22 protein-coding genes are annotated in these 24,995 nt (G+C 40.3%); 9 read left to right on the forward strand and 13 right to left on the reverse strand.

Annotated elements, in window-relative coordinates; genetic code table 11:
- Window positions 1-115 precede the first annotated feature (115 nt).
- The 5 genes from L0B18_RS08760 (at window position 116) to purB (ending at window position 7,344) form a co-directional block, all read left to right on the forward strand.
- Window positions 116-1,441 (forward strand): hemolysin family protein, encoded by a 1,326-nt coding sequence (locus L0B18_RS08760; RefSeq protein WP_234571370.1) that lies wholly within the window; start codon window positions 116-118, stop codon window positions 1,439-1,441.
- A gap of 18 nt (window positions 1,442-1,459) precedes the next feature.
- On the forward strand, window positions 1,460-2,500 hold the full coding sequence (gene murB / locus L0B18_RS08765; protein ID WP_234571371.1) for a UDP-N-acetylmuramate dehydrogenase: 1,041 nt from the start codon (window positions 1,460-1,462) through the stop codon (window positions 2,498-2,500).
- A 2-nt stretch (window positions 2,501-2,502) separates the two neighbouring features.
- Entirely contained in the window at window positions 2,503-4,383 is a 1,881-nt protein-coding gene (locus L0B18_RS08770) for a DUF2779 domain-containing protein (protein ID WP_234571372.1), read from the forward strand.
- Window positions 4,384-4,447: 64 nt separating this feature from the next.
- Window positions 4,448-5,938, forward strand: a complete 1,491-nt coding sequence (locus L0B18_RS08775) for a M48 family metalloprotease (protein WP_234571373.1) — start codon at window positions 4,448-4,450, stop codon at window positions 5,936-5,938.
- Between the two features lie 110 nt (window positions 5,939-6,048).
- Entirely contained in the window at window positions 6,049-7,344 is a 1,296-nt protein-coding gene (gene purB / locus L0B18_RS08780; protein ID WP_234571374.1) for an adenylosuccinate lyase, read from the forward strand.
- A 67-nt stretch (window positions 7,345-7,411) separates the two neighbouring features.
- On the opposite strand, the gene L0B18_RS08785 is transcribed toward purB, so the two are convergent.
- Entirely contained in the window at window positions 7,412-7,924 is a 513-nt protein-coding gene (locus tag L0B18_RS08785) for a Fur family transcriptional regulator (RefSeq protein ID WP_234571375.1), read from the reverse strand.
- A gap of 155 nt (window positions 7,925-8,079) precedes the next feature.
- Here L0B18_RS08785 and L0B18_RS08790 point away from each other — a divergent pair, with 155 nt between their 5' ends.
- Window positions 8,080-9,963 carry an AMP-dependent synthetase/ligase gene (locus L0B18_RS08790; RefSeq protein ID WP_234571376.1) on the forward strand — a complete coding sequence of 628 codons (1,884 nt, stop codon included), beginning with the start codon at window positions 8,080-8,082 and terminating at the stop codon, window positions 9,961-9,963.
- A gap of 21 nt (window positions 9,964-9,984) precedes the next feature.
- On the opposite strand, the gene L0B18_RS08795 is transcribed toward L0B18_RS08790, so the two are convergent.
- The 5 genes from L0B18_RS08795 to L0B18_RS08815 all read right to left on the reverse strand — a co-directional run bounded on the left by L0B18_RS08795 (window position 9,985) and on the right by L0B18_RS08815 (window position 13,473).
- Entirely contained in the window at window positions 9,985-10,359 is a 375-nt protein-coding gene (locus tag L0B18_RS08795; RefSeq protein ID WP_234571377.1) for a hypothetical protein, read from the reverse strand.
- A 5-nt stretch (window positions 10,360-10,364) separates the two neighbouring features.
- Window positions 10,365-10,772: a DUF1499 domain-containing protein gene (locus L0B18_RS08800; protein ID WP_234571378.1), complete on the reverse strand. Its 408-nt coding sequence runs from the start codon at window positions 10,770-10,772 to the stop codon at window positions 10,365-10,367.
- A gap of 112 nt (window positions 10,773-10,884) precedes the next feature.
- Complete coding sequence (locus L0B18_RS08805) at window positions 10,885-11,424, reverse strand: TIGR00730 family Rossman fold protein (protein ID WP_234571379.1); 540 nt, start codon at window positions 11,422-11,424, stop codon at window positions 10,885-10,887.
- 147 nt (window positions 11,425-11,571) lie between these two features.
- Complete coding sequence (locus tag L0B18_RS08810; RefSeq protein WP_234571380.1) at window positions 11,572-12,228, reverse strand: hypothetical protein; 657 nt, start codon at window positions 12,226-12,228, stop codon at window positions 11,572-11,574.
- Between the two features lie 84 nt (window positions 12,229-12,312).
- A complete protein-coding gene (locus L0B18_RS08815; RefSeq protein ID WP_234571381.1) occupies window positions 12,313-13,473 on the reverse strand; it encodes a cysteine desulfurase family protein in 1,161 nt (386 codons plus the stop codon).
- 343 nt (window positions 13,474-13,816) lie between these two features.
- Between L0B18_RS08815 and L0B18_RS08820 the strand changes: the two genes are divergently transcribed.
- Together L0B18_RS08820 and L0B18_RS08825 are read left to right on the forward strand one after the other, a co-directional pair.
- A complete protein-coding gene (locus tag L0B18_RS08820; protein ID WP_234571382.1) occupies window positions 13,817-15,010 on the forward strand; it encodes a phosphoglycerate kinase in 1,194 nt (397 codons plus the stop codon).
- A 180-nt stretch (window positions 15,011-15,190) separates the two neighbouring features.
- On the forward strand, window positions 15,191-15,742 hold the full coding sequence (locus L0B18_RS08825) for a hypothetical protein (protein ID WP_234571383.1): 552 nt from the start codon (window positions 15,191-15,193) through the stop codon (window positions 15,740-15,742).
- Between the two features lie 19 nt (window positions 15,743-15,761).
- On the opposite strand, the gene L0B18_RS08830 is transcribed toward L0B18_RS08825, so the two are convergent.
- The 7 genes from L0B18_RS08830 to L0B18_RS08860 all read right to left on the reverse strand — a co-directional run bounded on the left by L0B18_RS08830 (window position 15,762) and on the right by L0B18_RS08860 (window position 24,009).
- Complete coding sequence (locus L0B18_RS08830) at window positions 15,762-16,130, reverse strand: helix-turn-helix domain-containing protein (protein ID WP_234571384.1); 369 nt, start codon at window positions 16,128-16,130, stop codon at window positions 15,762-15,764.
- Window positions 16,131-16,144: 14 nt separating this feature from the next.
- A complete protein-coding gene (locus L0B18_RS08835; protein ID WP_234571385.1) occupies window positions 16,145-16,438 on the reverse strand; it encodes a type II toxin-antitoxin system HigB family toxin in 294 nt (97 codons plus the stop codon).
- Between the two features lie 302 nt (window positions 16,439-16,740).
- Window positions 16,741-18,798 (reverse strand): antiviral reverse transcriptase Drt3b, encoded by a 2,058-nt coding sequence (gene drt3b / locus L0B18_RS08840; RefSeq protein WP_234571386.1) that lies wholly within the window; start codon window positions 18,796-18,798, stop codon window positions 16,741-16,743.
- A gap of 4 nt (window positions 18,799-18,802) precedes the next feature.
- Window positions 18,803-20,137 carry an antiviral reverse transcriptase Drt3a gene (gene drt3a, locus L0B18_RS08845; protein WP_234571387.1) on the reverse strand — a complete coding sequence of 445 codons (1,335 nt, stop codon included), beginning with the start codon at window positions 20,135-20,137 and terminating at the stop codon, window positions 18,803-18,805.
- A 214-nt stretch (window positions 20,138-20,351) separates the two neighbouring features.
- Window positions 20,352-22,460, reverse strand: coding sequence for a ComEA family DNA-binding protein (locus L0B18_RS08850; protein WP_234571388.1), 2,109 nt, complete (start codon window positions 22,458-22,460; stop codon window positions 20,352-20,354).
- Window positions 22,461-22,699: 239 nt separating this feature from the next.
- Window positions 22,700-23,116, reverse strand: coding sequence for a YobA family protein (locus L0B18_RS08855; protein WP_234571389.1), 417 nt, complete (start codon window positions 23,114-23,116; stop codon window positions 22,700-22,702).
- Window positions 23,117-23,187: 71 nt separating this feature from the next.
- On the reverse strand, window positions 23,188-24,009 hold the full coding sequence (locus tag L0B18_RS08860; RefSeq protein ID WP_234571390.1) for a hypothetical protein: 822 nt from the start codon (window positions 24,007-24,009) through the stop codon (window positions 23,188-23,190).
- Between the two features lie 60 nt (window positions 24,010-24,069).
- Here L0B18_RS08860 and L0B18_RS08865 point away from each other — a divergent pair, with 60 nt between their 5' ends.
- On the forward strand, window positions 24,070-24,966 hold the full coding sequence (locus L0B18_RS08865; RefSeq protein WP_234571391.1) for a DUF4835 family protein: 897 nt from the start codon (window positions 24,070-24,072) through the stop codon (window positions 24,964-24,966).
- Window positions 24,967-24,995 lie beyond the last annotated feature (29 nt).

A 24,995-nucleotide genomic window follows, 5' to 3' on the forward strand; every position in this document is an offset into this window, starting at 1 on the left:
TATTCATATTTAGTCAGGTTTTACCTATCAACCAACAAAGTCATTATTGGAATCTTTAGACGAACCTCCGAGTCATAATTTCAGATTTATTCTTGTGCTCACCGCATTTTTTTTGATGGCAGCTGATCAAGTCGGGTCTCTTCAGATCGGTGAAATATCTCTTGAGGTAGGAGTGATGATTGTTGGCCTCATCCTCAGTGCACTCTATTCAGGATCAGAAGTAGCCTTCTTTTCTCTCGTTAATCAAATGGAGAAATTGAAGGATACGGGTTCCCATGCCCGGAAGGATGCCAGAATCCTTACAATGTTAAACAAGCCCCGCCGATTACTGGCTACTATTTTGATCGGAAATACGTTTGCCAATATTGTGAGTTCCGTCCTTGCAGCGGTTCTTGCAGGAAAGATTGCCGTGTATTATGATCTCTCGACGGTTGTGATTTACACTATCCAGATTTTTGTGCTCACATTCATGATTTTGATTCTGAGTGAAATCACTCCTAAAATCATTGCAATTAATAATCCATTGCGGGTCTCCCGGATTATGAGTGGATTCGTTTACTTTAATTTTATCTTGTTTACGCCGGTCTCCAAGTTAATTGCAAACAGTACGTTAAGCCTCGAAAAAAATCTTCCGAAACCGGATAACCGAATGACCGCCCAGGATTTGAAAACCATGGCAGAAATGGGAGAGAAAGAAGGATCCATCAGGGGTGATGAGCGTGAGATTATCGAGAACGTCATTGAGTTTGGAAATACAACCGTTCGTGAAATTATGACGTCTCGTGTAAATATTGTTGCGGTAAACGTTCATGCCACGCTTTCGGAAGTAATATCTGTGATCAAAGATAAAGGATTATCCCGAATGCCCCTGTATGAAAATGATCTGGATACAATTTTGGGCGTCATTTATTCCAAAGATGTTCTTCCTTATATCAATACGAATTTGGTGAAGAGCGGAATCAATTGGAAAACCATTGCGAGAAAGGCTCTTTTTATTCCGGCCACAAAAAAACTGGATGACCTTCTCCGTGATTTTCAGCATGAAAAAACACACATTGCCATTGTGGTGGATGAATATGGCGGAACCGAGGGGATTGTAACACTGGACGATATTCTCGAAGAAATTGTGGGAGATATCGGAGATGAATATGATGAGGAAGAGGAGAAACTCTACACCAAGTTCAAAAATGGAATTTACATTTTTGATGCAAAAATAGACCTCGATGATCTTGACGAGATTCTCGGAACTACGATTTCTTCAGCGGGTGATGAGTTTGAAACCCTGGGTGGGCTCGTATACCATTTAACTGAGCGAATTCCCAATGTGGGCGAACGTGTTAATTACAAGAATCTTGAGCTTACGGTTCACTCGGTGAAAAATAATCGTGTAAGAAAACTGAGAGTGAAACCACCTGCATCTGTTACAAATCCGGAAAATTAAACGACGTAATTCTTATTTGTGATTAAGAAAAATAGTCTCAAAATCTGTTCTGACGTAGATCTCTCTTCTTATAACACACTCGGGGTTTCTGCTGTAGCATCTGTTTTTGTAGAGATCACTTCGCGGGATGACCTTTTAGTTTTAGCTGACCAGGATTTTTTTAAACATCATCAACCGTTTATTCTAGGAGGCGGCAGTAATGTTCTCTTTCTTGATGATCCTTCCAAAGCCATCATCAAGATGTCTGTTAAGGGAAAAGATATTGTGGATGAGGATGCTCAATATGTGAAAGCTCAGATTGGTGCAGGCGAAAACTGGCACGAATTTGTATCCTGGGTTGTGGAGAATAACTTTGGAGGTGTTGAGAATCTTGCCTTAATTCCGGGCACTGTTGGGGCGGCGCCCATCCAGAATATTGGTGCTTATGGAGTAGAATTAGAACAAGTGTTTGATTCCCTGGAACTCTTTGATATGCAGACGGGTACGTTCAAAACCTTTTATAAGAAAGATTGTGATTTCGGGTATCGCGACAGCATTTTTAAGAATGAGCTGAGAGGACAAGTAATTGTAACGAATGTTACACTCAGGCTCTCAAAATTGAATCATATAATTCATGATAGTTATGGTTCACTTCAATCTTATCTTCAGGAGAAAAGTATTCAAAATCCGGGGATAAAAGACGTTTACCAAGCGGTTATTGATATTCGAAGATCAAAACTTCCCGATCCAAAGGATATTGGAAATGCCGGAAGCTTTTTCAAAAATCCTGTTGTAAGCAAAGAAATATTTGAGGATTTACAATCTCGATTTGAAGACATGCCTTTCTATGAAGTAAGTGAAAATGAGATAAAAATCCCGGCCGGGTGGTTGATTGAAAAAACGGGGTGGAGAGGTAAACAAATCGGCCATGTTGGAACCTATCAAAATCAGGCGCTTGTGATTGTAAATCATGGGAATGCAAGCGGATCTGATATCTTTCATTTTTCAAAACAGGTTCAAAAATCTGTGAAAGAAACTTTTGGAATTGAACTGGTACCTGAAGTGAATATCGTGGAGTAACTATGGCCGGGAAAGATACCATTTTAATAAATGACGATCTTTTTCAACAGACGATATCCTGTCCCCTCAAATTTACTCATATCACGAAGAGCCAGAAAGCGAGAAGACAGTCCGGCATGTTGTTTCGACAGCGAAACAAATTGCATATTCGCGATGCGATTGCTCATCAGTTTGAGAATTGCAGGTATACTTCCAGCCCGACTCAACAGGCACATGAAGAAACAGCAAATTGGTTAAAGCAGGATTCCGTAGCTATTTGCGGCGCAGTTGTTAACAAGGGAAATCTCCTGACAAGAATTCCAATTTTAATCAAAGAGAATAATCACCTTACAATTATCCAGGTTCACGGGAAACTTCGGAAACGATCTGAAGGCGATGAAATTTCTCCAACGATAAATAAGCGAAGCATTCTGCGCTATTTATTGAAAGCGGCATATCGTATGGAAGTTCTCAAGAGAGTTTTTCCTGAAAGTGATGTAAAAGTTGACTTTTACTTTCCAAACAAACACTTCAAATCATCGTTGGATCATCTTCATTTATTTTTAAGCGAGGAATTTGAAAACGATGACGATATCCGGTACGAATTCAAAGAATTGTTTTCGAAAGTGAAAGCAACGGATGCAGTTGTAAAAATAAATGAGAAGATACCTGAATCTATTGCTCACCAAAGCTTTGCCGATTTGAGTGTTGCAAAAGCTATTGAGCAAATGATGAATTTAAATCAGGATCAGTCTGAAAAGACTGAGATCAATAGACATACGGGGTGTAAGTATTGTGAATTCCGGTTGCCGGAGATGGAAAAAAAGGATGGCTGTTGGAACAAGTTTTTCTTCACAAAAGAGCTCCATCATCCGGAAAAACATGTGTTTGAATTGATTGGACACGGCAATAGCAGCGAAACGGATCATGGCACTTTTTACCAGGAAGAGGCAGAACTTTCCAGAGGATTCACGTCTTTTGAAGACACTCAAAAATATGGCGGATCAAACATTACCATTCTGCAGCGGCGAAATCTCCAAATTTTACAGGCCAGGGATGAATCCGTGCCCTCACTTTGGATGAAGCCGGGAGTTAAATCCCTGGAAAAATTGGAGTATCCGTTACATTTTCTGGATTTTGAAGCGGCAACCTACGCCATCCCGCTGAGGGGCGAAAATCGTCCATATACCCCAATCTTCTTCCAGTTTTCCTGTCACACATTAAAAGAAAATGGTACGCTTGTTCACACCGAATGGCTCGATCAGCAGGAGGAGGAAACTTATCCTCATGTGGAGTTTGTAAATCAACTCGGAAAAATTCCTGACATTTTTGAGGGAACAATTATGCAGTATTCGCCCTTTGAAAAACAGGGAGTTAACCGATTGATTGGTGATTTAAAAAGAGAACCGAATCAATTTCAAACTCAAATTGAAATTCTTGAAAAAATCAGGAAATCTGAATTTCCGGGTTATGAAAATCGTTTTTTTGATATAAGCAGAATCATTAGTGATTTCTACTTCAATAAATTTTTTAATGATGGATTGGGGTTAAAACAGGTGTTGTCGAGTATTTTACTTTGGGAAAAAACATTCGGTAACATGGATTTACCCCAAATAAGAATTGATGATAGTGTGATCGATATGAAGGCTTCGTTCAGCAACGGAGGAATTCCTGATCCATATAAACAAATACAGAATTCTGATTTTTTAATTGCTGATGGAGCCGCTGCAATGAATGCCTGGCTCTCTTTCAAAAACGGTTTATTGAGCGGGGAGGAAGAACTTCAAATCCCTAAAATGTTGAGAAAGTATTGTTCCCTGGATTCGTTTGCATTGTATGTGATTTATCGTCACATCAGGAAATTTACGGATTCAATTGAGAACGAAGATTTGATACTATTTTGATTAAAATGGTTAGGAAAACCTGTATGATTAATTTTGAATTTAATGACAACATAAATTGGTGAATATGCGACGATTGCAATCTTATTTATTAATTTTTATTTCCCTGTTTGTTTTTTCCAGTGCATGTACCGTTCAGCGAAGTCCGGTTACCGGAAAGAAACGTGCGTACGGATACTCATGGGAAGAGGAGAAACAAATTGGTGCCGACGCTGATAAACAAATTCAGCAGCAATATGGTATTTATGATGACGAAGGCCTCCGAAATTACGTAGATGATGTAGCTCAGGATGTACTTGCGAACAGTGATATGCGCGGAGATGATGTTGATGAGATGTACCGCACCACTGAATTTACGTTTCGTGTACTTGACAGCCCCGTAGTGAATGCTTTTGCACTTCCCGGCGGATATGTATATGTGACCCGAGGTTTACTTGCAAATCTTAGAAATGAAGCTCAATTGGCTGTGGTTCTGGGTCACGAAATTGGTCACGTTGCAGCTCGCCATGCATCCCAACGGGCTTTTGAACAGCAAATTGGTCAGCTTGCATTAATTGGCGGAGCTGTTGCAGGACAGGAATTATTAGGCGTTCCGGGAGAAAGTATTCTGAATTTGGGAGGTCAGGCTGCACAATTAATGTTCCTGAAATATAGCCGTGACGATGAAAGTGAATCTGATAAATTAGGTGTTGAATACGCCGCAAAGACAAAGTATGAAGCGGCTGAAGGTGCAGACTTTTTTACGACGCTGAAAAGGCTTTCGAATCAGTCCGGGCAAAGCATTCCAACCTGGGCATCTACTCACCCCGATCCGTCTCAGCGAGAGGAAAGAATTCCACAACTTGCAGAAGGCTGGCGCCAGCAGGGATACGAAATGAATATTGAGAACATGGATCGATTCATGGGCCAAATTGATGATATCGTTTATGGAAATAATCCTCGGCAAGGTTTTACTGAGGACGGTGTATTTTACCATCCCGATCTGGAATTTAAATTTCCCTATCCCGAAGACTGGCAATTGATCAACACTCCAACAGCAGTTCAGGTTGTGAATCCGGATCAGAATGCAATTATGATTTTTCAGATTGACGGCCAGAACAATAGCGCTCAGGCATCTGTACAGGAATTTTTGAACCAGGAAGGGGTGAATGCAGTGAATAGTTCCTCTGCTTCCAATCATGGTCTCAGCGGGTATGAAGCTGTTGCTACTGCTCAAACGCAAGAAGGCGCTGATGTGAGATTATATTTGTATAGCGTTGAATACGATGGGAATATCTACCGGTTTGTAACCTACACATTGGCCGATCAGTTCGATTCTTACGACGATATATTTATGCGAACATCCAATGGATTTGATGAGTTGAATGATTCAAGAATTCTCAATATCCAACCGGTTCGGCTGAATGTGTTCAGAGCAAATCGAACGGGTTCACTTCAATCCTTCCTTCCATCCAATCTCCCTATGGATATTACTCCGGAGGATGTGGCCATTGCCAATCAGGTTGAGCTTGATCAAACCATTCAGGAAGGGACATGGATTAAAATTCCTCAGCAATAGAAAACGGGTAATTTTTTAAAATGAAATGACGGATCTGCATTTGTAACCTGTCATTTATCTGTATTTCTGCTATTTTTGATGCTGGATTTTAATCGTATAAAAAGAATCACATGATAGAACGTTATTCCCGAAAGGAAATGTCTGATATCTGGTCGGAGCAGAACCAGTTTCAGGCATGGCTTGATGTTGAACTTGCTGCTTGTTGGGCATGGAGCCAGATGGATAAAATTCCAGCTGAAGATGTCGAAAAACTTTATGAAAATGCTTCCTTCGATATAGACCGAATCAAAGAAATTGAGAAAGAAACCCGGCACGATGTGGTTGCCTTTACCCGGGCTGTTTCTGAAACACTGGGAGACGAAAAAAAATGGGTGCACTACGGCTTAACATCCACGGATGTTGTAGATACCGCAAACGGTTATCGCCTCAAACAGGCGAACGAGCTGCTCAAAGAAGGTTTGAGTCGATTTTGTAACGCACTCGCTGAAAAAGCCAAAGAGCACAAACTGACGGTAATGATGGGCAGAACTCATGGAGTTCACGCTGAACCGACAACATTTGGGCTGAAGTGCGCGCTCTGGTATGCTGAAATGCAACGAAATGTGGATCGTTTTGAACGAGCCGCTAAAGATGTGGAATTTGGAAAGCTTTCCGGCGCTGTGGGCACCTTTGCACACATTCCGCCAAAAGTGGAAAACCTGACTTGTGAACGGCTTGGCATCCAGCCCGCTTCAATTTCCACCCAGACTTTGCAGCGGGATCGCCACGCATATTATATGGCCACGCTGGCGGTAATCGGATCCACTCTCGAAAAAATTGCTGTGGAGATTCGTCATTTACAGCGAACCGAACTTCGCGAAGCGGAGGAATTTTTCAGCAAAGGACAGAAAGGCTCTTCTGCCATGCCTCATAAACGCAATCCCATCAGTTCGGAAAATATTTCGGGATGTGCCCGGGTACTTCGCGGATATATGGTTTCATCGTACGAAAACATCCCGTTGTGGCATGAGAGAGATATTTCCCATTCTTCTGTGGAACGAATTATTCTGCCGGATGCCACCATTCTGCTTGATTACATGCTCAACCGTTTTTCCGGAGTGATTGAAAAATTGATGGTTTATCCGGAAAACATGAAGGAAAACATGCAGAAGACTCATGGATTGGTTTTTTCTCAACGGCTTTTATTGATGTTGATTGAAAAAGGCCTTTCAAGAGAAACTGCTTACGATACGGTTCAGCCTCTTGCCATGCAAGCGTGGGAAGAAAAACGACCATTCAGGGATCTCGTGGAATCGGATTCTACCATTCAGGAAAACCTGTCATCAGAAGAAATTGATGACGCTTTTGATGTGAGCTATCACACCAAACGGGTGGATGAAATTTTTGAGCGGGCAGGTTTGAGATAGATAAATCTTGAGAATATCATCCTGGGTCACACTCAGGATGATTTTACATGGGTTTTTACCCTAATAATCAGGCCTGTTTCTCTTTTATGGATTTGATCTTGTCGCCGCTCTCTTTTCTGCGTTGGCACGCTTCCCGGTCATTACACCGTCCAAAAAGGTGCAAAGAATGCCCTTCTACTTCGAAGTCATGGATTTTCTCCATCAGGTTTTGAATTTCAAGAATTCGCGGATCGCAGAATTCAATCACTACACCACACTCTTTGCAAATCATGTGGTCGTGTTGCTGGTATGCATATGACCGCTCGTAATAGTACTGGTTCTTTCCAAACTGCTGACGTTGAACAAGTCCGCATTCAATCAGAAGGTCAAGCGTGTTGTAAACAGTTGCGCGAGAGACTCTTGTGCCTGCTTTCTTCATGTTGAAAAAAATATCGTCCGCGTCAAAATGTCCGTCTGACCGGTAAATTTCTTCCAAAACCATGAACCGCTCCGGAGTCTGGCGTTGATTTCTCTCTTTGAGATAGGTTCTGAAAATCTGTTTTACTAATTGTATAATCTCTTCAGGTGCCTGATGTGCCATGGTAAACGTTTTTAAATGTGAAAACTGTTGATATTCAAAACGAATTGATTGAAATGTTCTTGCAGAATATATTGCTAAAGATTTTACAGAAGTATACTAAAAAAGCTCGAACATTTTATCTTATTGAAATCTACCATTAAACGAATTGGAAAATTATGCCTACAGTCGTTGCTTTTGAAACTCTGACGGATCTTTATCAAAATCTTACCAAAAAATACGAAAATTCTGATAAAACAGCTTTCGCTTATAAGCCGTCTCCGAATAAAGCGTACAAGACGGTTACATGGGATACTGTTAAACAAGATGTGACAGCGGTGGCCTCTTATCTTCTGGAACAGGAAGTGCAAAAAGATGACCGGATTGCCATCTTGAGCGAAAACAGATATGAATGGATGGTGGTAGATTTGGCTATCCAGATGGTAGGCGCTATAAATGTATCTCTCTACACAACTCTTCCTCCGAATCAATGCGAGTATATTCTGAAAGATTCCGAAGCCAGAATCTTTTTTGTATCGACCGGAATTCAATTAAAAAAAGCAGTCAAGGTTTTTGATAACTGCCCGGATTTGGAGTCCATTATTGCCTTCGACCAGCCAAAAGTAAAAAAGTATATGAAGGGTGATGAAGTAAAGTTGTTTGACACCATCTGTGCGGCCGGAATGAAAGCTGAGCAAAAAGTAGCCGGCGAGTTAAAAAAACGTTCAAAAAGCGTGACTACTGAGGATGTGGCTACACTCATTTACACATCCGGAACAACAGGACAGCCCAAAGGAGCCATGCTTACGCATCGGAATATAGTTAGTAATGTAAAGGCTGCTCATGATGCAATTGACATTTCAGAAGAAGATCGGTGCCTGTCTTTCTTACCGCTTTGCCATTCGTTTGAGAGAACCGCCGGGTATTATGCAATGATTGCCGGCGGGGCAGAGATTTATTATGCAGAGAGTGTTGATACGGTTGCCAGGAATATGACGGAAGTTCATCCTACAATCGTGATAAGTGTACCGCGCTTGTTCGAGAAAATTTACAACCTTGTGAATAAGAGTGTGAAGGAAGGCAGTGCCGTTCAGCAGTATATTTTTTCCTGGGCTTTGGAAGTTGGAGAACGATATTGGAATGGACACAGGGGACTGACAGCTCTGCAAAAAACGATCGCAGATCGACTTGTCTTCAACAAACTGAAAGAGCGAACCGGTGGACGAATTCGTTTCTTCGTATCGGGCGGAGCAGCCTTACCCCCGGAGATTGGCATTTTCTTTATGGCGGCCGGACTAAATATTATTGAGGGATATGGGCTGACCGAAACGTCTCCGGTGATGTGTTGTAATCCCTATGGCGGTGAGATTATCGGTACGGTAGGACAAGTGCTGAATGGAATAACGGTGGGGATTCAAAGCCTGGAAGATAATAGAATACTGGCCCAGGTAAGTGGTGAGGATTATCCGACAAATGTAACTTCTGAAGCCGGAGAAATTTTAAATCGCGGGCCAAATACCATGAAGGGTTATTGGAAGAACGAAGAAGCGACCCGCGAAATGATTGATGAAGATGGATGGCTGCATACCGGTGATGTCGGGAAGTTTGTGAATGGACGGTTGAAGATTACCGACAGAATCAAGCATATGATTGTAAATGCCGGAGGCAAAAATATCTATCCGGGCCCGATAGAGGATATGTTCAAAACCAGTCCTTGGATTGACCAATTGGTTGTGATTGGCGAGAAAAAAACCTTTATGGCAGCTATCATTGTTCCGGATTTTGAAGCTCTTGAAAAATACGCCAAACAAGAAAATATTGAGTATTCAAACATTGAAGAGCTTCTCCAAAAAGAGTCGATACAAAATATTTACAGCAAAGAAATTCGTGAATTCTCAAAAGAGCTTGCTTCCCACGAAAAAATCAGGGATTTCAGGTTGGTTGCCAATGAGTTTACAGTTGAAACCGGAGAACTGACACCAACACTGAAAGTGAAACGGCGAATTATTGAAGAAAAATATGCGTACCTGATCAATGATATTTTTGAGAATGACCAGGATTGATGCGGCACATTTAATTTTTTCTTATTGAGCTTTTCTCGCGGCAATAAATGATTTGATTCCGGCAATCAAAAAGATAATGCATAGAACAGCCATGATAGACTGACTGACAGCAGCGCTCATGCGTTCCGGCATAGTTCCTGAAATGGCACCAATCAGCGCGATAAGTCCGCTGAAAGAACCGAAAAGACCCAACAAAGCCAGTAATAGAGCGGCATGCATGGCGTGTTTTCGCATGGACTCGCTACTTTTTGCAAGGAATCCAAGTCCGGCGAGAACAACTCCAAAGAATGCCGGAATCAGGGCGGTAATACTTACAAAATCAGTCAAAATAAAAGAGAGGATTCCCAGTAAAGTCAGAAGAATCCCAATGTTAATGGATAGTTTCGGTACGCTCATAATAACTACGTTAATTGTTTATTTACGGCTGATAAAATTTGTTTGATTCGACGTCTGTTTACTCCCAAATCACTTCTGCCAACCCGGCTGGCGCTTTTGATATGCAACATACTTTTGGCTGATTCAGCGGGTTGAATGATGATTTTTACATCATCTTTGAAACCAAACACACGTATCCGAAATACAGCATTTATTTGAAGAGATTGTGAATTTTCTTTCAATTCAAAAGGGGAGAGCTTTTGTAGTACAGACTTTGCGATGTTAAAAAGTTCTTTTTCATTCAATGGATATTCGACAGCATGGATCGTACAGTTCGGTGAATCCGGACAAGGTTTGAATGGATGATTTTTAGTATCAGGTTCAAAATCACCGGGTGTTGAGCCAAAGAAATACTTGATGACGGAGGTTATCAAAAGTAAAGTATTTAAATTTTCAGAAGATGATTTGCAGTCATTGGGAGTTTGTGAAGCAATCTCCTCCTATCATTTATGTTTGGGGATTGACGCGCTTCGCTCGCAATGAATTTTACAATTCCTGTTCACAAAACTTCATACAATCCTCAAGCGTTTCAGCAACGCGCAGAATTTTTCTGTTTCCCGGTTTGATGAATCCAACATCCACAGCGTGATCAATCATCTGAATCAATGAATCGAAATAGCCGTTCAGATTATACACCACCACCGGTTTGCTGATGATTCCGATTTGATTCCAGGTAATGATTTCAAACAGTTCTTCGAGTGTACCGAATCCGCCGGGAAGGGCAAGAAAAGCGTCGGCACGATCTGCCATAATCGATTTTCGCTGATGCATTCCATCCACCGTAATGAGTTCTGTAATTCCCTTGTGAGCAACTTCCTTTTTGAAAAGATTCTTTGGAATAACACCCACAACCTCTCCGCCATTCTGCATGACAGAATCTGCCAGAACTCCCATAATTCCGCGAGACGCACCGCCGTAGACTAAATGATGGCCCCGCTTACACATCAATTCTCCCAAAGAGATAGCTTGTTCTTTAATCTTCTCATTCTTGCCAAGGGACGATCCGCAGTAAACACAAATATTCATATATATAAAAATTCAATCTTCGTCAGGTCAAGCGCATCTTGAGCGAAGCGAAAAGGAAGTCGAAACCTAATGCGGCCATCAGAAACCTTTCGACTTCGATACGCTGCTCTCAAAATGACATTTAGTAGTGCAGTCAAAGGAATTAATTTACAATCCCCACCAGGAAAAGACGAGCCAGTTTTCGGCAGAATCGGCGTATTGAGAAACCAACTCCCGATTGACTTGAGGAACTTGTTGTTCCATCTCGTCCTGTTGTTTCTCGTACTCCTCCAGATTCATGTTGAAGTTACCTTCACTCGCAGCTTCAGCAATTTGGTCGATATTATAGGAAAAGAGCTCCATTCCAAGTGCGTTGTAGAACGATTGCTGAACAAAGCGATACTCGGTTAGAGAGAAATCATGTTCATTGAGGGCTTCCACCTGGATTTGTTTGGCGTCGGAATAAAGATCAACAATATCGCCCCAGGCATTCATAATTTCGGTAAGGGTTGGTTCACGATTCTGAAGTTCAGAATCAAGCTCTTCGTATTTTTGTTCGAACTCGGCCAGGCGTTCTTCAATTCCACTTTGAATTTGTTGCTGGACAGATACAAATCGTTCAACCTGGTTTTCGGTCAGTTCATTATCAGCCGGAGGCTGGTAGGTCGACTGATTGTCGATCTGTTCATTTTTTTGATGAATTTCCTGCAGAGAAGAAACACTGCCCATTACAGGTTTGTAAACAAAATTGTAAGTAAGAAGGCCTCCGCCGATCAATACAACCAGCCCGATCACCAAACATCCGATTGCTATTTTTTTTCCCATAAGATATACCTGTCGTTTTTTAAGTTATATGCGAATAAGTTGAGAAAAATCTCTCATTGCCAACATTTTCCGATGATAGCCAAATCAACCGGCGATAGCCAGCATTCTATCCAGAATATTTTCGAGCTTTTCTGACAGGGTTTCAATTTCTTGTATGGTATTGTGCTTCCCAAAGCTGATGCGAATACTTGAATTAGCACGATTCTGGCTTAACCCGATTCCGCTCAATACGTGAGAGGGTTCCATCGCCCCGGATGTGCATGCCGAGCCGTTGGATACACAAATCCCCTCAATATCCAGGTTCAGCAAGAGCATTTCCCCGTCAAGACCTCTTCCGTCTGGCGAGAGGAAGGCAATATTCAGAATATGGGGAGCGGCGTTCGAACGGGGACCATTAACATAAAAGCGATCTCCAAATTGTTCTTCCAGCTTTTCAATGGCAGATTCCCGTAAATTCTGGAAGTGTTTTGTATTTGTATCCATCTCCTCAATGGCAAGTTCCATTGCTTTCGCAAGGCCTACAATTCCGGGAACGTTCGAAGTTCCGCCACGTCTTTTTCTCTCTTGCGATCCGCCTTGCAGCCAGGGCTCCCATGGCGTACCGTTTTTTACGTAAAGAACACCAATTCCTTTCGGGCCATAGATTTTGTGAGCACTTACACTCAAGGCGTGAAGGCCGATTTCTTTCACATTAATGGGAATCTTGCCAATACTTTGTACAGTATCTGAATGGAAAATCACATTTTTTTCCCTGCAAACGTCTGCAATCTCCTTAATGGGATTGATAGCCCCAACCTCATTATTCACATGCATCAGGCTGACAATCGCCGTCTCTTCAGAAATGGCTTCCTCAACCTGTTGGGCCGTTATTATTCCTTCCTCATTTGGTTGCAGATAAGTTACCGTAATTCCATGAGGTTCAAGTGATTCCGCCGGGTGAAGTACTGCATGGTGCTCAATCGGTGAAGTGATAATCTCCTTTTTTCCGGTTCCGGCTACAACGCCCTTTATAATTGCATTGTCACTTTCCGTGCCTCCGCTGGTAAAGATAATTTCAGACGGCTCGGCACCAAGCATTTTGGCGATGTTTTCCCGGGCATCTTCAATCGCTACTTTTGAGGTTCGCCCCAGTTGGTGGGCAGAATTGGCGTTTCCGTAACTTTCGGTCAGATACGGCATCATGGCTTCAAGCACTCTTTCATCAAGAGGTGTTGTTGCAGCATGGTCAAAATAAATAGAATTCATCCCTTTTTTGTTGGCTTAGCTTTTCAATTCACAAAATATCCAAAATGATTCTCAAATACAGGTTAAAATATCTTCTGATTATGGTGACTGTGAGACTCCCCATTCATCGGTTCCCCCCATAATTTTATCAGTTTAAGAGAGTCATCGGATGAAGGTCAGAGCAAAATCCATCATGTTAAGTTTGCTACATTCATATAGTAACCGATTAGGGATAAGAATTACGAAAAAATGGTCAACAATATTTTTTTGTTAAGTGCTAAAAAAGTGGAAGGAAACTTTCTTTTCGAGCATTTAAACCTGTATTTTTAAAAGAAATTGAACATCAATTTAAACAACTATCATAATGGCTAAACTAACACTGAAAGATGTTGACCTGAAAGGGAAAACAGTATTAATGAGAGTTGATTTCAACGTGCCGATTAAAGAGGGAGTAATATCTGACGATAACCGAATGGTGCAGGCGTTGAAATCCATCAATTTTGTAACCGATGCAGGAGCAAAATTGATTTTGACGAGTCACCTTGGCCGGCCAGCGGATGCGCCCGATCCTGAATTTAGTTTGAAACCGGTTGCCGAACATCTCAAGACTTTGGTTGATGTACCCGTACATTTTGCAAGTGATTGTATTGGCGAAGAACGGGAAAAAGTAGTAAACGAAGCCAAACCCGGAGAAATCGTATTGCTCGAAAATGTGCGATTCTATGCCGAAGAGAAAAAGAACGATTCCGGCTTTGCTGAAAAACTTGCCAAAGGCGCCGATCTTTTTGTGAACGATGCGTTTGGAAGCAGCCACAGGGCACATGCTTCTGTAGCAGGCGTAACGGATTATTTGCAGCCGGCCGTTTCAGGATTTCTGCTTGAGAAAGAGATAAAATACCTCGAGGAAAGTGTAAATAACCCCGAACGTCCGTTTGTAGCGATTCTTGGCGGAGCAAAAGTTTCCGACAAAATCGGTGTGATAGAAAACCTGCTTGGGAAAGTAGACAACATCCTGATTGGCGGCGGTATGACGTATACCTTCTACAAAGCCAAGGGACTACCGATTGGAAACTCTCTCGTTGAAGAGGATAAAATTGATTTGGCAAAAGAGCTGCTTGAAAAAGCCGAAGAAACCGGCGCCAACGTGATGCTCCCGGTTGATTCCGTTGTAGCCAAAGAGTTTAAAAATGATGCCGAACATAAAGTAGTTGGCGAAGACGGAATTGAAGACGGCTGGATGGCATTAGACATCGGTCCTGAAACAACAATTGCATTTGGAAACACCATCAAAAATGCAAAAACGGTTGTGTGGAACGGACCCATGGGCGTTTTCGAAATGTCGAACTTTGCGGATGGAACGATCGAAGTTGCCAAAGCTCTGGCTGAAGCAACCAAACAAGGCGCAACCACTATTATTGGCGGGGGAGATTCTGCATCCGCGATTAAGGTGGCGGGACTTGAAGATGAAGTTTCCCACGTTTCAACCGGTGGGGGAGCAAGCCTCGAATATCTCGAAGGAAAAGAGCTTCCGGGTGTTGCTGTTTTGACGGATAAATAAATATTCGACCTTACATCGTATTTGCTAAAGGCCATTTTGAGTTGAACTCGGAATGGCCTTTTTTTGTGCCTTCCTACATCTTCTCAGTTGCCAAAAAGCTTCATTTTGATTTATTTACATAAGTATAGAGGTCTGGTTTTGGTATTTAAAATTATTCATCGAGTAAAAATAAGTTTCGTTATGAAGATTGCCCGCTTTTTGTATCTGCTATTTGCTTTAACAATTATGCTTGGAGCAAATTTATATGCTCAAGACTATCCTCAACCTTTTCCGGATCCCCGGGTTCAAGATCCGCCGGATGACTGGCTACTTGAGATATTCCTCAATAATTCATTTAGAATAGGCGGAGTGGAAACGGGAATCTCAACTTATGGCGGGCAAGTTGGTTTGCCAGTACTTTGGGCAGGAGATCAGTTAAAAATTGTTCCCACGCTGGGGTGGTTTTGGGATACTCCGAATGGATGGGGAGCAGAAGCTGCCCTCGGCGGAAGAGTTTTGTACTATCTTAGCAAGCAAGAAGATTTGGAGAGGGGAAATATGAATCCATACGCCGGAGGTTTTTCTTTGATGCAGGGAAGCGGTCTTCATAATAGCGGAATTGCCATTGGGCTTGAGCCGCGTATCTCAAAATATTTCAAGCTTGGTTTTGAAATACAAGCGGGACTCAGATCCAGGCATGAGGAAGACAAAGCTTTTGGAGGTGCCGCCATTACAATTGGTTTGGGATGGTGATGATCTTGATTTTTTCTACTCATGACACAGGTTCTGCGTCTTGGATTAAAACTTCGGCAGGAATCCCCAGCTTTTTATACAGCAGTTTAATTTGACGAAGAGAAAGCGAGCGTTTGCCCGAGAGTATTTCACTGGCCCGGGATTTCGAGCCTAATATTTTAGCCAAATCTTTTTGTTCCATTCCCAATTGTTCCATACGAAATTGAATGGCTTCAACCGGTTTTGGTGCTTCAATTGGGAAGCTTTTTTTCTCGTATTCATCTACCAAAATGCCAAGAATTTCCAGTTCATCTCCTTCTTTACTTCTGGGTTTTGCATCAAAGATTTCTTCGATACGCTCTAATGCTTTTTGATAATCTTCTTCGGTATGTATGGGTTGAATATACATGATTAATATCCGTTTTAAATTGTCGTTGCATCAATTTTGTCGTATTCAGCATGAGTACCTACAAAACGGATGAATACTTGCCCGTAATCATAATTAATTTTGACTTCTAACCGATAATTATTGCCCTTGATATTGAATACCACTCGATTGTCAGAAAGAATACCGGCATGTGGATAGGTTCTCTTTATATCAGAAGGGGATTTCCATTGGGAGTTTTCCGCTTCAGAAAACCACGCCTTTAAAGCACTTTCACTATCCGAATGATGAATCCAAAACTCACGTAATGTTTTTCGGGCAAATACTCGCATAGAAGAATATAGAAAGTTCCCTTATTGGGAACAAGTGAAGGGTGGGTTACGTAACGGCCTGCGGTTTAACCGGCTTGGCCTTTTTGGTCAGTAATGTAATTAAATCTCGAAATTTCTTTTAGCCAACCAATTTTGAAACTGACAAACAGCGGCCAAGTCCGCGTTGAAACCGTTGTTATAGGGCCGGACTATGATATAAAAAAAGCAGCCCGTCCCGGCTGCTTCGTGGCTTTTATCTCAATGTATATGAGACAAAAGCATGCGCTTGTGTGTGATTATTATGCTAGACGGAGCGCAAAATATTAATAAACCTCTTCACTTTTCTTTGCTTCCAGTGCTTTTCCAAAATCAAAGCCAGTCCATTTAGTAAACCAATTCTTTTTATAGTTAATTATTGCTGATCGCAAGAGACCATCTTGGCCTGTCAAACCGTACAGATTGAAGAGTTCATTTTTAAAATTTCGTTCTAAAAAGGGACATGAAATTAAGTCAAGAAGCATGAGAGTTAATTCACTTGATTTACCCCTATTTTCAAAACTAACTTTTTTAAATTTCGACAAGATGTGTTTTCTAAGAATAAGTTTTATTGGTCTATAACGCTTCTTGTTTTCAATATAAAATAGTAGAACAGTGATAGAAAAGTAATTTAAATCCCTATTAGTAACTTTTTCTTTTATGTCTATGCCAAAATATTGAGATAAAAGATTTTCATTAATTCTATAATCACTGCCAAGTTCTTTCAAAGTAATTAGCAAATAAAGAGTTTCAAGCTGTGTATGCTCTGTATTTTGATATTTATTTAAGACCAGAAATATTTCATCATATATTTTCTTAAATATTAGATGCCTATTATCGACATTAAAATTACCTTTAATCTTTGTGAATTTTATAACTTTACTAAGTATCAGGCAGAGCTTTATTGTTGTGTTAACTCTTGGTGTAACGGTGTATAAGAAAAATGTAAAATCTAGAACCTCAATAAATGATTTAAGAACTTTTTGTTCATAAGCTGTTTTATCATTTATGCCACTGTAGATTTTAATTAATTTTTGAACCTTTCTGTCCACACATGCCAAAGTGTAATTAAGAATATTATTATAAGTAATGTCAGTTTCTTTAATGATGCTTTTGAATCGAGTAATTAATCTGTTTGAACTGACATAGAATGAATACTTTTTTTCTTTTTCATTTTCTTCATTTACATCTGTGCTTACCTTGAAAGTCAAATTCTCATTAAGTAAATCAGTAATTTTTAATTTTGCTCTCGTAATTCCTGTAATAATAGGCTTTTCGAAATTGCTTGTTTTTTCATCATTGATATACAGCTTATAGTTTTTTAGCTCTAGTCTAAATTCTTTTAAAATTTTATCTTTATCTGCCTCATTGTTGTAAAAGACGAAATAATCGTCAACATATCTGAATACCTCAAAATCTCTTTTATGGTATAGGGATGGATCATTATCTTTTAGGTTGTTTAGAACCGTCTTGTCAATTTGCTGTAAAATTAATTCAGCAAAAATTCTTGAAAACTCTGGTCCAATTACAATTCCATTTGTCTCACCGTAGTTTGCACTTCTTATAAATTTGTCGAATGCATCAGAGAATGATTTGTTTTTTTTATCCTTACTAATTTGATCTTTAACCATCTCGTTATTTAACAAGGCCCAAGAAATCGAATGGGTGTAAATACTATCAAAGCATTTAGAAATATCAAACTTGAACATATAATCATACTTTTTCTCGCACCTTTGATATCTGTATGATTCGTAGAACTTGTAAATATTACTTATGCTTTTGTAAACAAAAAAGGTCTTCAGATTTTCATACTCCTTATTAAATTCTTCTACAGTTTTATGTTCATGGTCATGAGCAAGGTTCTCAAAGTGAGTCTTATCTTTGTGGTAAGTAAATTTTGCAATTTTAAATGGTTTTCTTAAAGAAAATTTACTGATACCAGAATAATAAAGGATTAATGCTTTGTACTTTTCATAAAAAGTAATCAACGAGAGTTGATTTATTGGGTGTATAACAGTCAGCTCTCGAAAATCAATGTTTTTATGCGATATTTTGAAGCCAAAAGGTTGAGTTGTTATAGCTTGATGTGAAATTTCAATCTTGTTATCAGCTTCATTCTTGATTTTATTCTCATCAGTAAGACCAAATATTAATTTTATAATCCACTTTAATGCAGGATTATCTCCAGACCATGTTATTGTGTTATTTTTTAGTTCAATATCATTGTCAATTAGAAAATCATAAAAGGATTTATTACTAAAAGTAACAGGCACTTCATATGGAAGAATATCAGATAGTAGAACTCTTTCTTTTTTATTTCTTATTTGTTTTTTCTTCTTAGCCATATGCCTACCAGATAGATTTGATTTCTTTTAAATCCTTAGGTGTAAATGGTGAGAATCTTTTATTTAAAAACCCTTTTTTAAAACTGTACTTGCTCAATCTCTTAATTGCTCTATTGTTCTTGACTTTTGACCTAATATGAGCATTTAGGCTAAGGTCAAGACGCTCAAGACCATCGAGTTCGGTTAGCTGACTATTTGAATAGTATATACCAACTAAAATGTTCTTTTTGTTGTTTGAGAGCTTTGTATTACCTGTTATATATCTAATTCTTTTGACAAGAATCTTACGTGCATTTTTCTCATCTACCTTGCTTAGGTTTTTATAATGATCAAAGGCTAATTTTAATCTACTCTTATATTTTTCGATTTTTTTGTCAGTCAAATAAGTTCTTAATTCATTCTCTCCAAATCTAATTTTATACCCTAAATATTCCATTTCGCAATCTGCTTTTGAATATCTCAGATCAAAAGTATCAGTCTTTTCAGAACTGGGACTCAATTTCAAATTATACTTCTGTGATTCAACAATATTTCTTACCTCTTTTAAGTACTCTCTACTAATCTCAGTAGGAGTTGGAGTAAATACGATTACAATATCATCCACAAATCTTGAATAGTAAGAAACACCACTTAAATTTTTAATCTCTTCATCTATATCTCGCATATATAGTTCAGCTAAATATGCACTTACACCAATACCTCGAGGAATCCCCTTAACATTCCCTGATAATCTTTTATACTCATTTAATAAGTTTATTAAAAGGTTTCGTGAAAAAGGAGTTAAAAGATTGTCTTCATTGATTATTCTTAATAACCGATCATGAGGTATACTTTCGTAGAAATTCTTTAAATCCGTTTTAATAACAAATTTTGGAAATTTATCATCTAGTATGATTTTAAGTTGGCTTATGATATTAAATCTGTTTGACTGCTTAACACCATATAACTTAGATATATTTCTTTGCAACTGTTTTAGAGCGAAATAAAACTTGGGAGAGTTTTTAGTTACGTAAAGAGGTTTTTTTGATGGGATTGTGACTTTGTTCAATTGAATTCTAAACCCTTTTGTCGTTACTTGTTTGCTAATATTTTCAAGTTCAGCTTCAAGTTCCAACTCTTTCTTTTTACGTAGAGATTTCTTCTTCTCATACAGCTTGTTTACATCTAGAGATATTTTCCCCTTTTTAGCATCTCTAATGTCTTTATTACAGTCTCTAATTGATTCGTTTATTTTTCTAACTTTAGTCATTGACAGCTTGTCCTCTAAATGAACACCTTTCCGATTTTCTATATCTAGAATGGTTCTGAAGTTTTTTGCTGAAAATGACTGGTCTAACATTCTGACTTATTAGTTAGTTTTACTTAGGCCCTATAACATATAATTCCACGACAAGTCACTTGTCACCTTTTATGTCGCAGAATATTTTATTCGTTTCATAATAGCAAATAAACCCCGATTTCTTGCATGTTACACGACATGGTTTCTAATATGAAAGTCGTGTAATAGCAACAAAACGACTCTCTTTAAAAAGAATATTTGTCTGAGAATGATTTCAAAACCTCACCCTCGCCTGGATTCCAACATCACTTCGTCGATTTCCTTTGATCTCATTCAAACCGCTGCTGATGATGTTTCTGTCTTCATAAATCGTGGTAGAGAGCTTCATCCATAGCTCAAGCCACTCGGTCGGTTCATAGTTGAAGAGAATATACATTCGCTGACCCTGGTCAAAAAGCATACTGTTGGATAGGACGTACAGCAGATCATTTTCAAACTGGTAAACCCGGGAATCATAATCATCCGTATCAAACATGGTAACACGGACATCAATCTGTAATTTCTCGCCAGCGTAATACCGGATGTCCTGGAAAACCAAATACCCCCAGCTTGTGTCGCTGTTTGGAGGCTGGGCTTTTGCTAAATCAAACCGGGTTCGCAACCGTATTTTTGGGTGAACTTTATACTCCGCCTGGAAGCGAACGGTACTTCGGAGATCATCATCCAGCAGCCGCACTTCCCGGCCAAATTCATCCGTGGTGGTATACTCTTCTTCTCTTGTTTTGGATCGGAATAACAAATACATGTTTAGATCAGGATTGGGTGTGTACTCAATCATCCCGAGCCAATCATATCCGGAGGTTGGCTGACTTTGCAAAAATCTCGGAGCGGGAAACCGAAATTGATCGAAATAACCCGCGAGTTGAATTTGGTCCGTCAGTTCATGTTCTATTCCAATGTAAAATCCTTCTTCATTTTCAGGAGTACCGGATTGCTCACCAAAACCGGCGCCAAAAATAGATTGAAGTTTTTTGTCGTAATAACGGTAGGAAAGAGCGAGGTTGGTTCGGTTCCCAACTTCGAAGTCCGCTCCGGATAGCAATCCGTAACCACCGTTATCGGTATAGGCAAATTCTCCGAACAGGATAACAGATTGAATCAAGAACCGGTAATCAGCCGAATATCCCGAAAGCTTTTTTCCTGAAAAATCATACATCTGGTAGGGTTGAGTTCCGGCTTCAATCGTCTGATCAAACCGGTTGTGAAATGCAGAAACTCCCAAAAATCCAATGGGAACCTGTGCCCGGATTCTTCCGCCGAAAGTCTCCTGGCCAAGATTATTTCGTCGGTTTATTTCATTTGTTGTGCGGTGATATCCGGTTACCGTGGGAAAATTCACGACATTCTCTTCAATCACACTGGCCGTTCTGTTGCGATTGGAATAGAAGCCGGTGACCTGAATATTTTCTCCATATGTGGCGGCAACTCCACGAAATCCAATCGCTTCCTGGGCAGAAGTAAATGGCCGGATTCCACGCTCATTTTTGGAAACGCCGTTGGTTACATCCCGGCCTTTGCCAAAGGCGCCGCCGCTCCATAATAACAATCCCTGGCCGAAGGAAATACTGTAATCACCAATAACCAAATTCTGCAAATTACCAACGTCATTTACACCGATATGCCACGATGTATAATCAAAATCCGTTGGCCCGTTTAAGGTTTCTCCGGGATCTTTGTCTTGGGTGATATTTAGTGAAAGATGGTTGCTGGTATATCGAAATCGCTGGTAGTATTTGGCTGGGCTTCCGAGAAATCCGCCGAGCGAATCCGGACGAAGATAGCCCTCCTGTTCCTGGATGGTTTGTTGATACCGGGAATAACCTTCAAACCGGCCGTTATTTGTCCAATAATTTGGATTCAAGTATAAGTCCCTGCTCAATTCCAATCCGGTACCGGCTGTAATATATGGTCGAATTCTGCTGAGGGTAGCCGTTCCTAATCCGTCTACATCAACCAAATCGTCAACAGATGAGAAGGGAGCAATATTGGATCGATACTGAACAATACTTTGGGCAAGACGAAAGTTGAGCCCGGGAATCTGCATCAGGTCATCCACGGATGCACGATTGATGTTGATTGGATTCGTAGCAAGGTTTTCCAAAAAGTCGACGAGTTCTTCCATATCCAGATCAGATTCTTCCGGATCGATCTCTTCAATGGCTCGTTCCAGATCACGTTCTATTTGGGTTCGAACTGTATCGGCTTCCTGAGCAAATAATTGCCTGGGAAAAAGAATTCCGGATATAACAAGGCAAACAAAGCCAATCAGTACCGGAAAAAGAACTTCTCGAGTGAATATTTTTTTGCTGATCATGTCTCTCATTGAAAGCGAATTAAGACAGCAAGATGAATTGCCAACGATGTTTAAAAGGATATCCCGAAAATAGTCTCTCCGTGAATATATAAAATCAAAAGTCTAAAATCTGATGACTTTCTTAGATGCTACCTCATGTAGGTCATCCAGATCATGATATTTATTCTCAATGAATCAATTACTTACCCCAAATAAAGAGACACAAAGAAATTAAAAAGATTATACCTGTGACAAGTAGCACGGAAGATCTACTTTTTAAAAACAAGGATTCGTTTTGCACCACCTTGCTGTGGATAAGAATCTAAAACAATGCCATTTATTAACCAGCCACTTGCGATCTGACCCACTTTTAAATCCTCTTTGGGATAATAATAGACATTTCCGTTTTGTTTCAGGCTAAAGATCTCGGTGGTTTGGGTTAGTGTAAGACTGATTTTCTTACCTCCGGATTGAAGAGGTTCCTGAACGGATGGATTCTCTTCGATAAGAATTTCCAGGTATGAATCCTGTCCAGTATTCTTGTGTCCAATATGGGTAATTTTACCGGTAATAAATGGATCTTCTGCAAAGATTTTGATATCTGACTTATAGGGTCTTCCGCTGTCCGTTGTATTGCAAGAAATAAAAGTAATTGCCAGAAATGTGATTAAAAAAGTTTTCATCATCTTGAGAAAATTTAATTTCAGGTACTTATGAATACACATCAATCATGTTTGATGCCTACCTTGGCATCCGATCAAAATTTAACGGCCAAATCTAGCGCGGGACTTAAGCCCAGAGGATTATGCTGTTGAAGTGCAAAATTTACATCCCATCTGTTGGACTCATATCCAAAACCAAATGAGTACGTTTCCGGCTGGGTTGTGATACCGGCCCGAATAAAAAGTGATTGAATGACTTCAAACTGAACACCGCTTCGAAAGGAAAGAGGAAACATCACATCTTTCACAATTTCTGCTGTGACAAGAGCTTCTGGCGTAAGCAGATAACTTAAACCCGCAGCCAGTTCGCGGGGAAGCTCCTCATCGGTATCGCCATAAGAAGGTTGATTGAGATTGGTGGCACGTGCTCCAAACCAAAGATCATTTGTAATTTCAGCCGCCAGCCCTGCATCGAATCCGATTGCTCCTGCCGTGCCATAATCACCACCTTGATAAACATGGGTGTAAGAAACAGAAGCACCATAATGGAATCGGTCCAGGTTGTTTTTGTAGGCAAGCAGAAACCGGTTTTCACTGAAAAGGTTAAAACCATAGCGGTGAACCCCGGCTCCTAAAGTTCCCCAGTGGGTTTGGCTGACGAGATTTGCAGCCATATCTGTAATTTCAGCAATGCCCACATATCGGAAGCCATAAAAAGAAATACGGTTTTCATTCGTTGACATCAGGGCAGGATTGGTAAATAACGACCAGTTGGAATTGGGAATGGCAACGCCGGTTTGACCCATAGCTACAGATGTGGCACCCATGCTGTTTTGTGCATGTACTTGATGCGCTATACCCCAAATCCCCAAAATCAGAATAGCCATCAGGTATTTAATCCTGAAGCTTTGTATCATATGAATAATCTAAATTGACTCTGGTAGTATCCGTATATGGGAGCTAAACATCAACAAAACATGCGATTTTTTTTCATTTTTGTACTTGTTGGAATGATTTTGCCGGTTGTTTCGATGGCACAGGAATTCGATTGTGAGGTGACTATCAACGACCGTCAGATCAGCGGTACCTCGTATGATTATTTGTCCGAATTGGAAACCGATCTTGAAAATTACATCAACGGACATCGATGGACGAACGACCGCTACCAGGATCATGAACGCATTCGCTGCAATTTTCAAATTGTGTTAACAGGCGTTGACGACAATTTTAACTATACGGCTGAAATTGCTCTTACAATGCGTCGGCCCATTTACAATACCAACCAGGAATCTCTGGCACTTCTTTTTAGTGATAACAACTGGCGGTTTTATTATCCGCAGAATAAAAACCTGGTTCATGACGAACTCCAGTTTGACGACCTTGCAAGTTTTCTGGATTTCTATGTGTATATCATGCTCGGGTTTGATTATGATAGTTTCTCAGCACTTGGCGGTACAAGTTTTTATGGCGAAGCCCAATCTGTTTTTGAACTCGGGCAGAACTCGGGATCGCAAGGCTGGGGGAGATCTATCGGGGCACAGAGAAATCGGTACGGATTGATTATGGATATCAACAGTCCGGCGTACGAAGATTTCAGACGGGCGTTTTACCGTTATCACCGGCAGGGGTTAGATCAGTTTACCACGCAGCCGGAGGAGGCAAGAAATGAAGTTTTAGCCGCACTTGAACTCATACAGGAAAACAAACAGCTGACCAACAATAACTACCTTTTCGATATTTTCTTCAGCTCCAAGTACACAGAAATCGTGGCTATTTTCCGGGATGCCGATGCCGACATTCGAACCCAGGCATACAACATATTGAGAGATGTCGATCCTGCGCACACATCCGAATACGAAAAGCTTCAATCGTGAGGCGTGCGTTTATTGATAAATACCTTCAA

This window comes from Rhodohalobacter sp. 614A, assembly GCF_021462415.1.
In the GTDB taxonomy this organism is placed as follows: domain Bacteria; phylum Bacteroidota; class Rhodothermia; order Balneolales; family Balneolaceae; genus Rhodohalobacter.

Bases quoted from the DNA above. Each gene is read 5' to 3' on its own strand.
- L0B18_RS08760 (WP_234571370.1), top strand. From the start codon at position 116: ATGGCAGCTGATCAAGTCGGGTCTCTTCAGATCGGTGAAATATCTCTT.
- L0B18_RS08770 (WP_234571372.1), top strand. From the start codon at position 2,503: ATGGCCGGGAAAGATACCATTTTAATAAATGACGATCTTTTTCAACAG.
- L0B18_RS08775 (WP_234571373.1), top strand. From the start codon at position 4,448: ATGCGACGATTGCAATCTTATTTATTAATTTTTATTTCCCTGTTTGTT.
- purB (WP_234571374.1), top strand. From the start codon at position 6,049: ATGATAGAACGTTATTCCCGAAAGGAAATGTCTGATATCTGGTCGGAG.
- L0B18_RS08785 (WP_234571375.1), bottom strand. From the start codon at position 7,924: ATGGCACATCAGGCACCTGAAGAGATTATACAATTAGTAAAACAGATT.
- L0B18_RS08790 (WP_234571376.1), top strand. From the start codon at position 8,080: ATGCCTACAGTCGTTGCTTTTGAAACTCTGACGGATCTTTATCAAAAT.
- L0B18_RS08795 (WP_234571377.1), bottom strand. From the start codon at position 10,359: ATGAGCGTACCGAAACTATCCATTAACATTGGGATTCTTCTGACTTTA.
- L0B18_RS08805 (WP_234571379.1), bottom strand. From the start codon at position 11,424: ATGAATATTTGTGTTTACTGCGGATCGTCCCTTGGCAAGAATGAGAAG.
- L0B18_RS08810 (WP_234571380.1), bottom strand. From the start codon at position 12,228: ATGGGAAAAAAAATAGCAATCGGATGTTTGGTGATCGGGCTGGTTGTA.
- L0B18_RS08815 (WP_234571381.1), bottom strand. From the start codon at position 13,473: ATGAATTCTATTTATTTTGACCATGCTGCAACAACACCTCTTGATGAA.
- L0B18_RS08820 (WP_234571382.1), top strand. From the start codon at position 13,817: ATGGCTAAACTAACACTGAAAGATGTTGACCTGAAAGGGAAAACAGTA.
- L0B18_RS08825 (WP_234571383.1), top strand. From the start codon at position 15,191: ATGAAGATTGCCCGCTTTTTGTATCTGCTATTTGCTTTAACAATTATG.
- L0B18_RS08830 (WP_234571384.1), bottom strand. From the start codon at position 16,130: ATGTATATTCAACCCATACATACCGAAGAAGATTATCAAAAAGCATTA.
- L0B18_RS08835 (WP_234571385.1), bottom strand. From the start codon at position 16,438: ATGCGAGTATTTGCCCGAAAAACATTACGTGAGTTTTGGATTCATCAT.
- drt3b (WP_234571386.1), bottom strand. From the start codon at position 18,798: ATGGCTAAGAAGAAAAAACAAATAAGAAATAAAAAAGAAAGAGTTCTA.
- drt3a (WP_234571387.1), bottom strand. From the start codon at position 20,137: ATGTTAGACCAGTCATTTTCAGCAAAAAACTTCAGAACCATTCTAGAT.
- L0B18_RS08850 (WP_234571388.1), bottom strand. From the start codon at position 22,460: ATGAGAGACATGATCAGCAAAAAAATATTCACTCGAGAAGTTCTTTTT.
- L0B18_RS08855 (WP_234571389.1), bottom strand. From the start codon at position 23,116: ATGATGAAAACTTTTTTAATCACATTTCTGGCAATTACTTTTATTTCT.
- L0B18_RS08860 (WP_234571390.1), bottom strand. From the start codon at position 24,009: ATGATACAAAGCTTCAGGATTAAATACCTGATGGCTATTCTGATTTTG.
- L0B18_RS08865 (WP_234571391.1), top strand. From the start codon at position 24,070: ATGCGATTTTTTTTCATTTTTGTACTTGTTGGAATGATTTTGCCGGTT.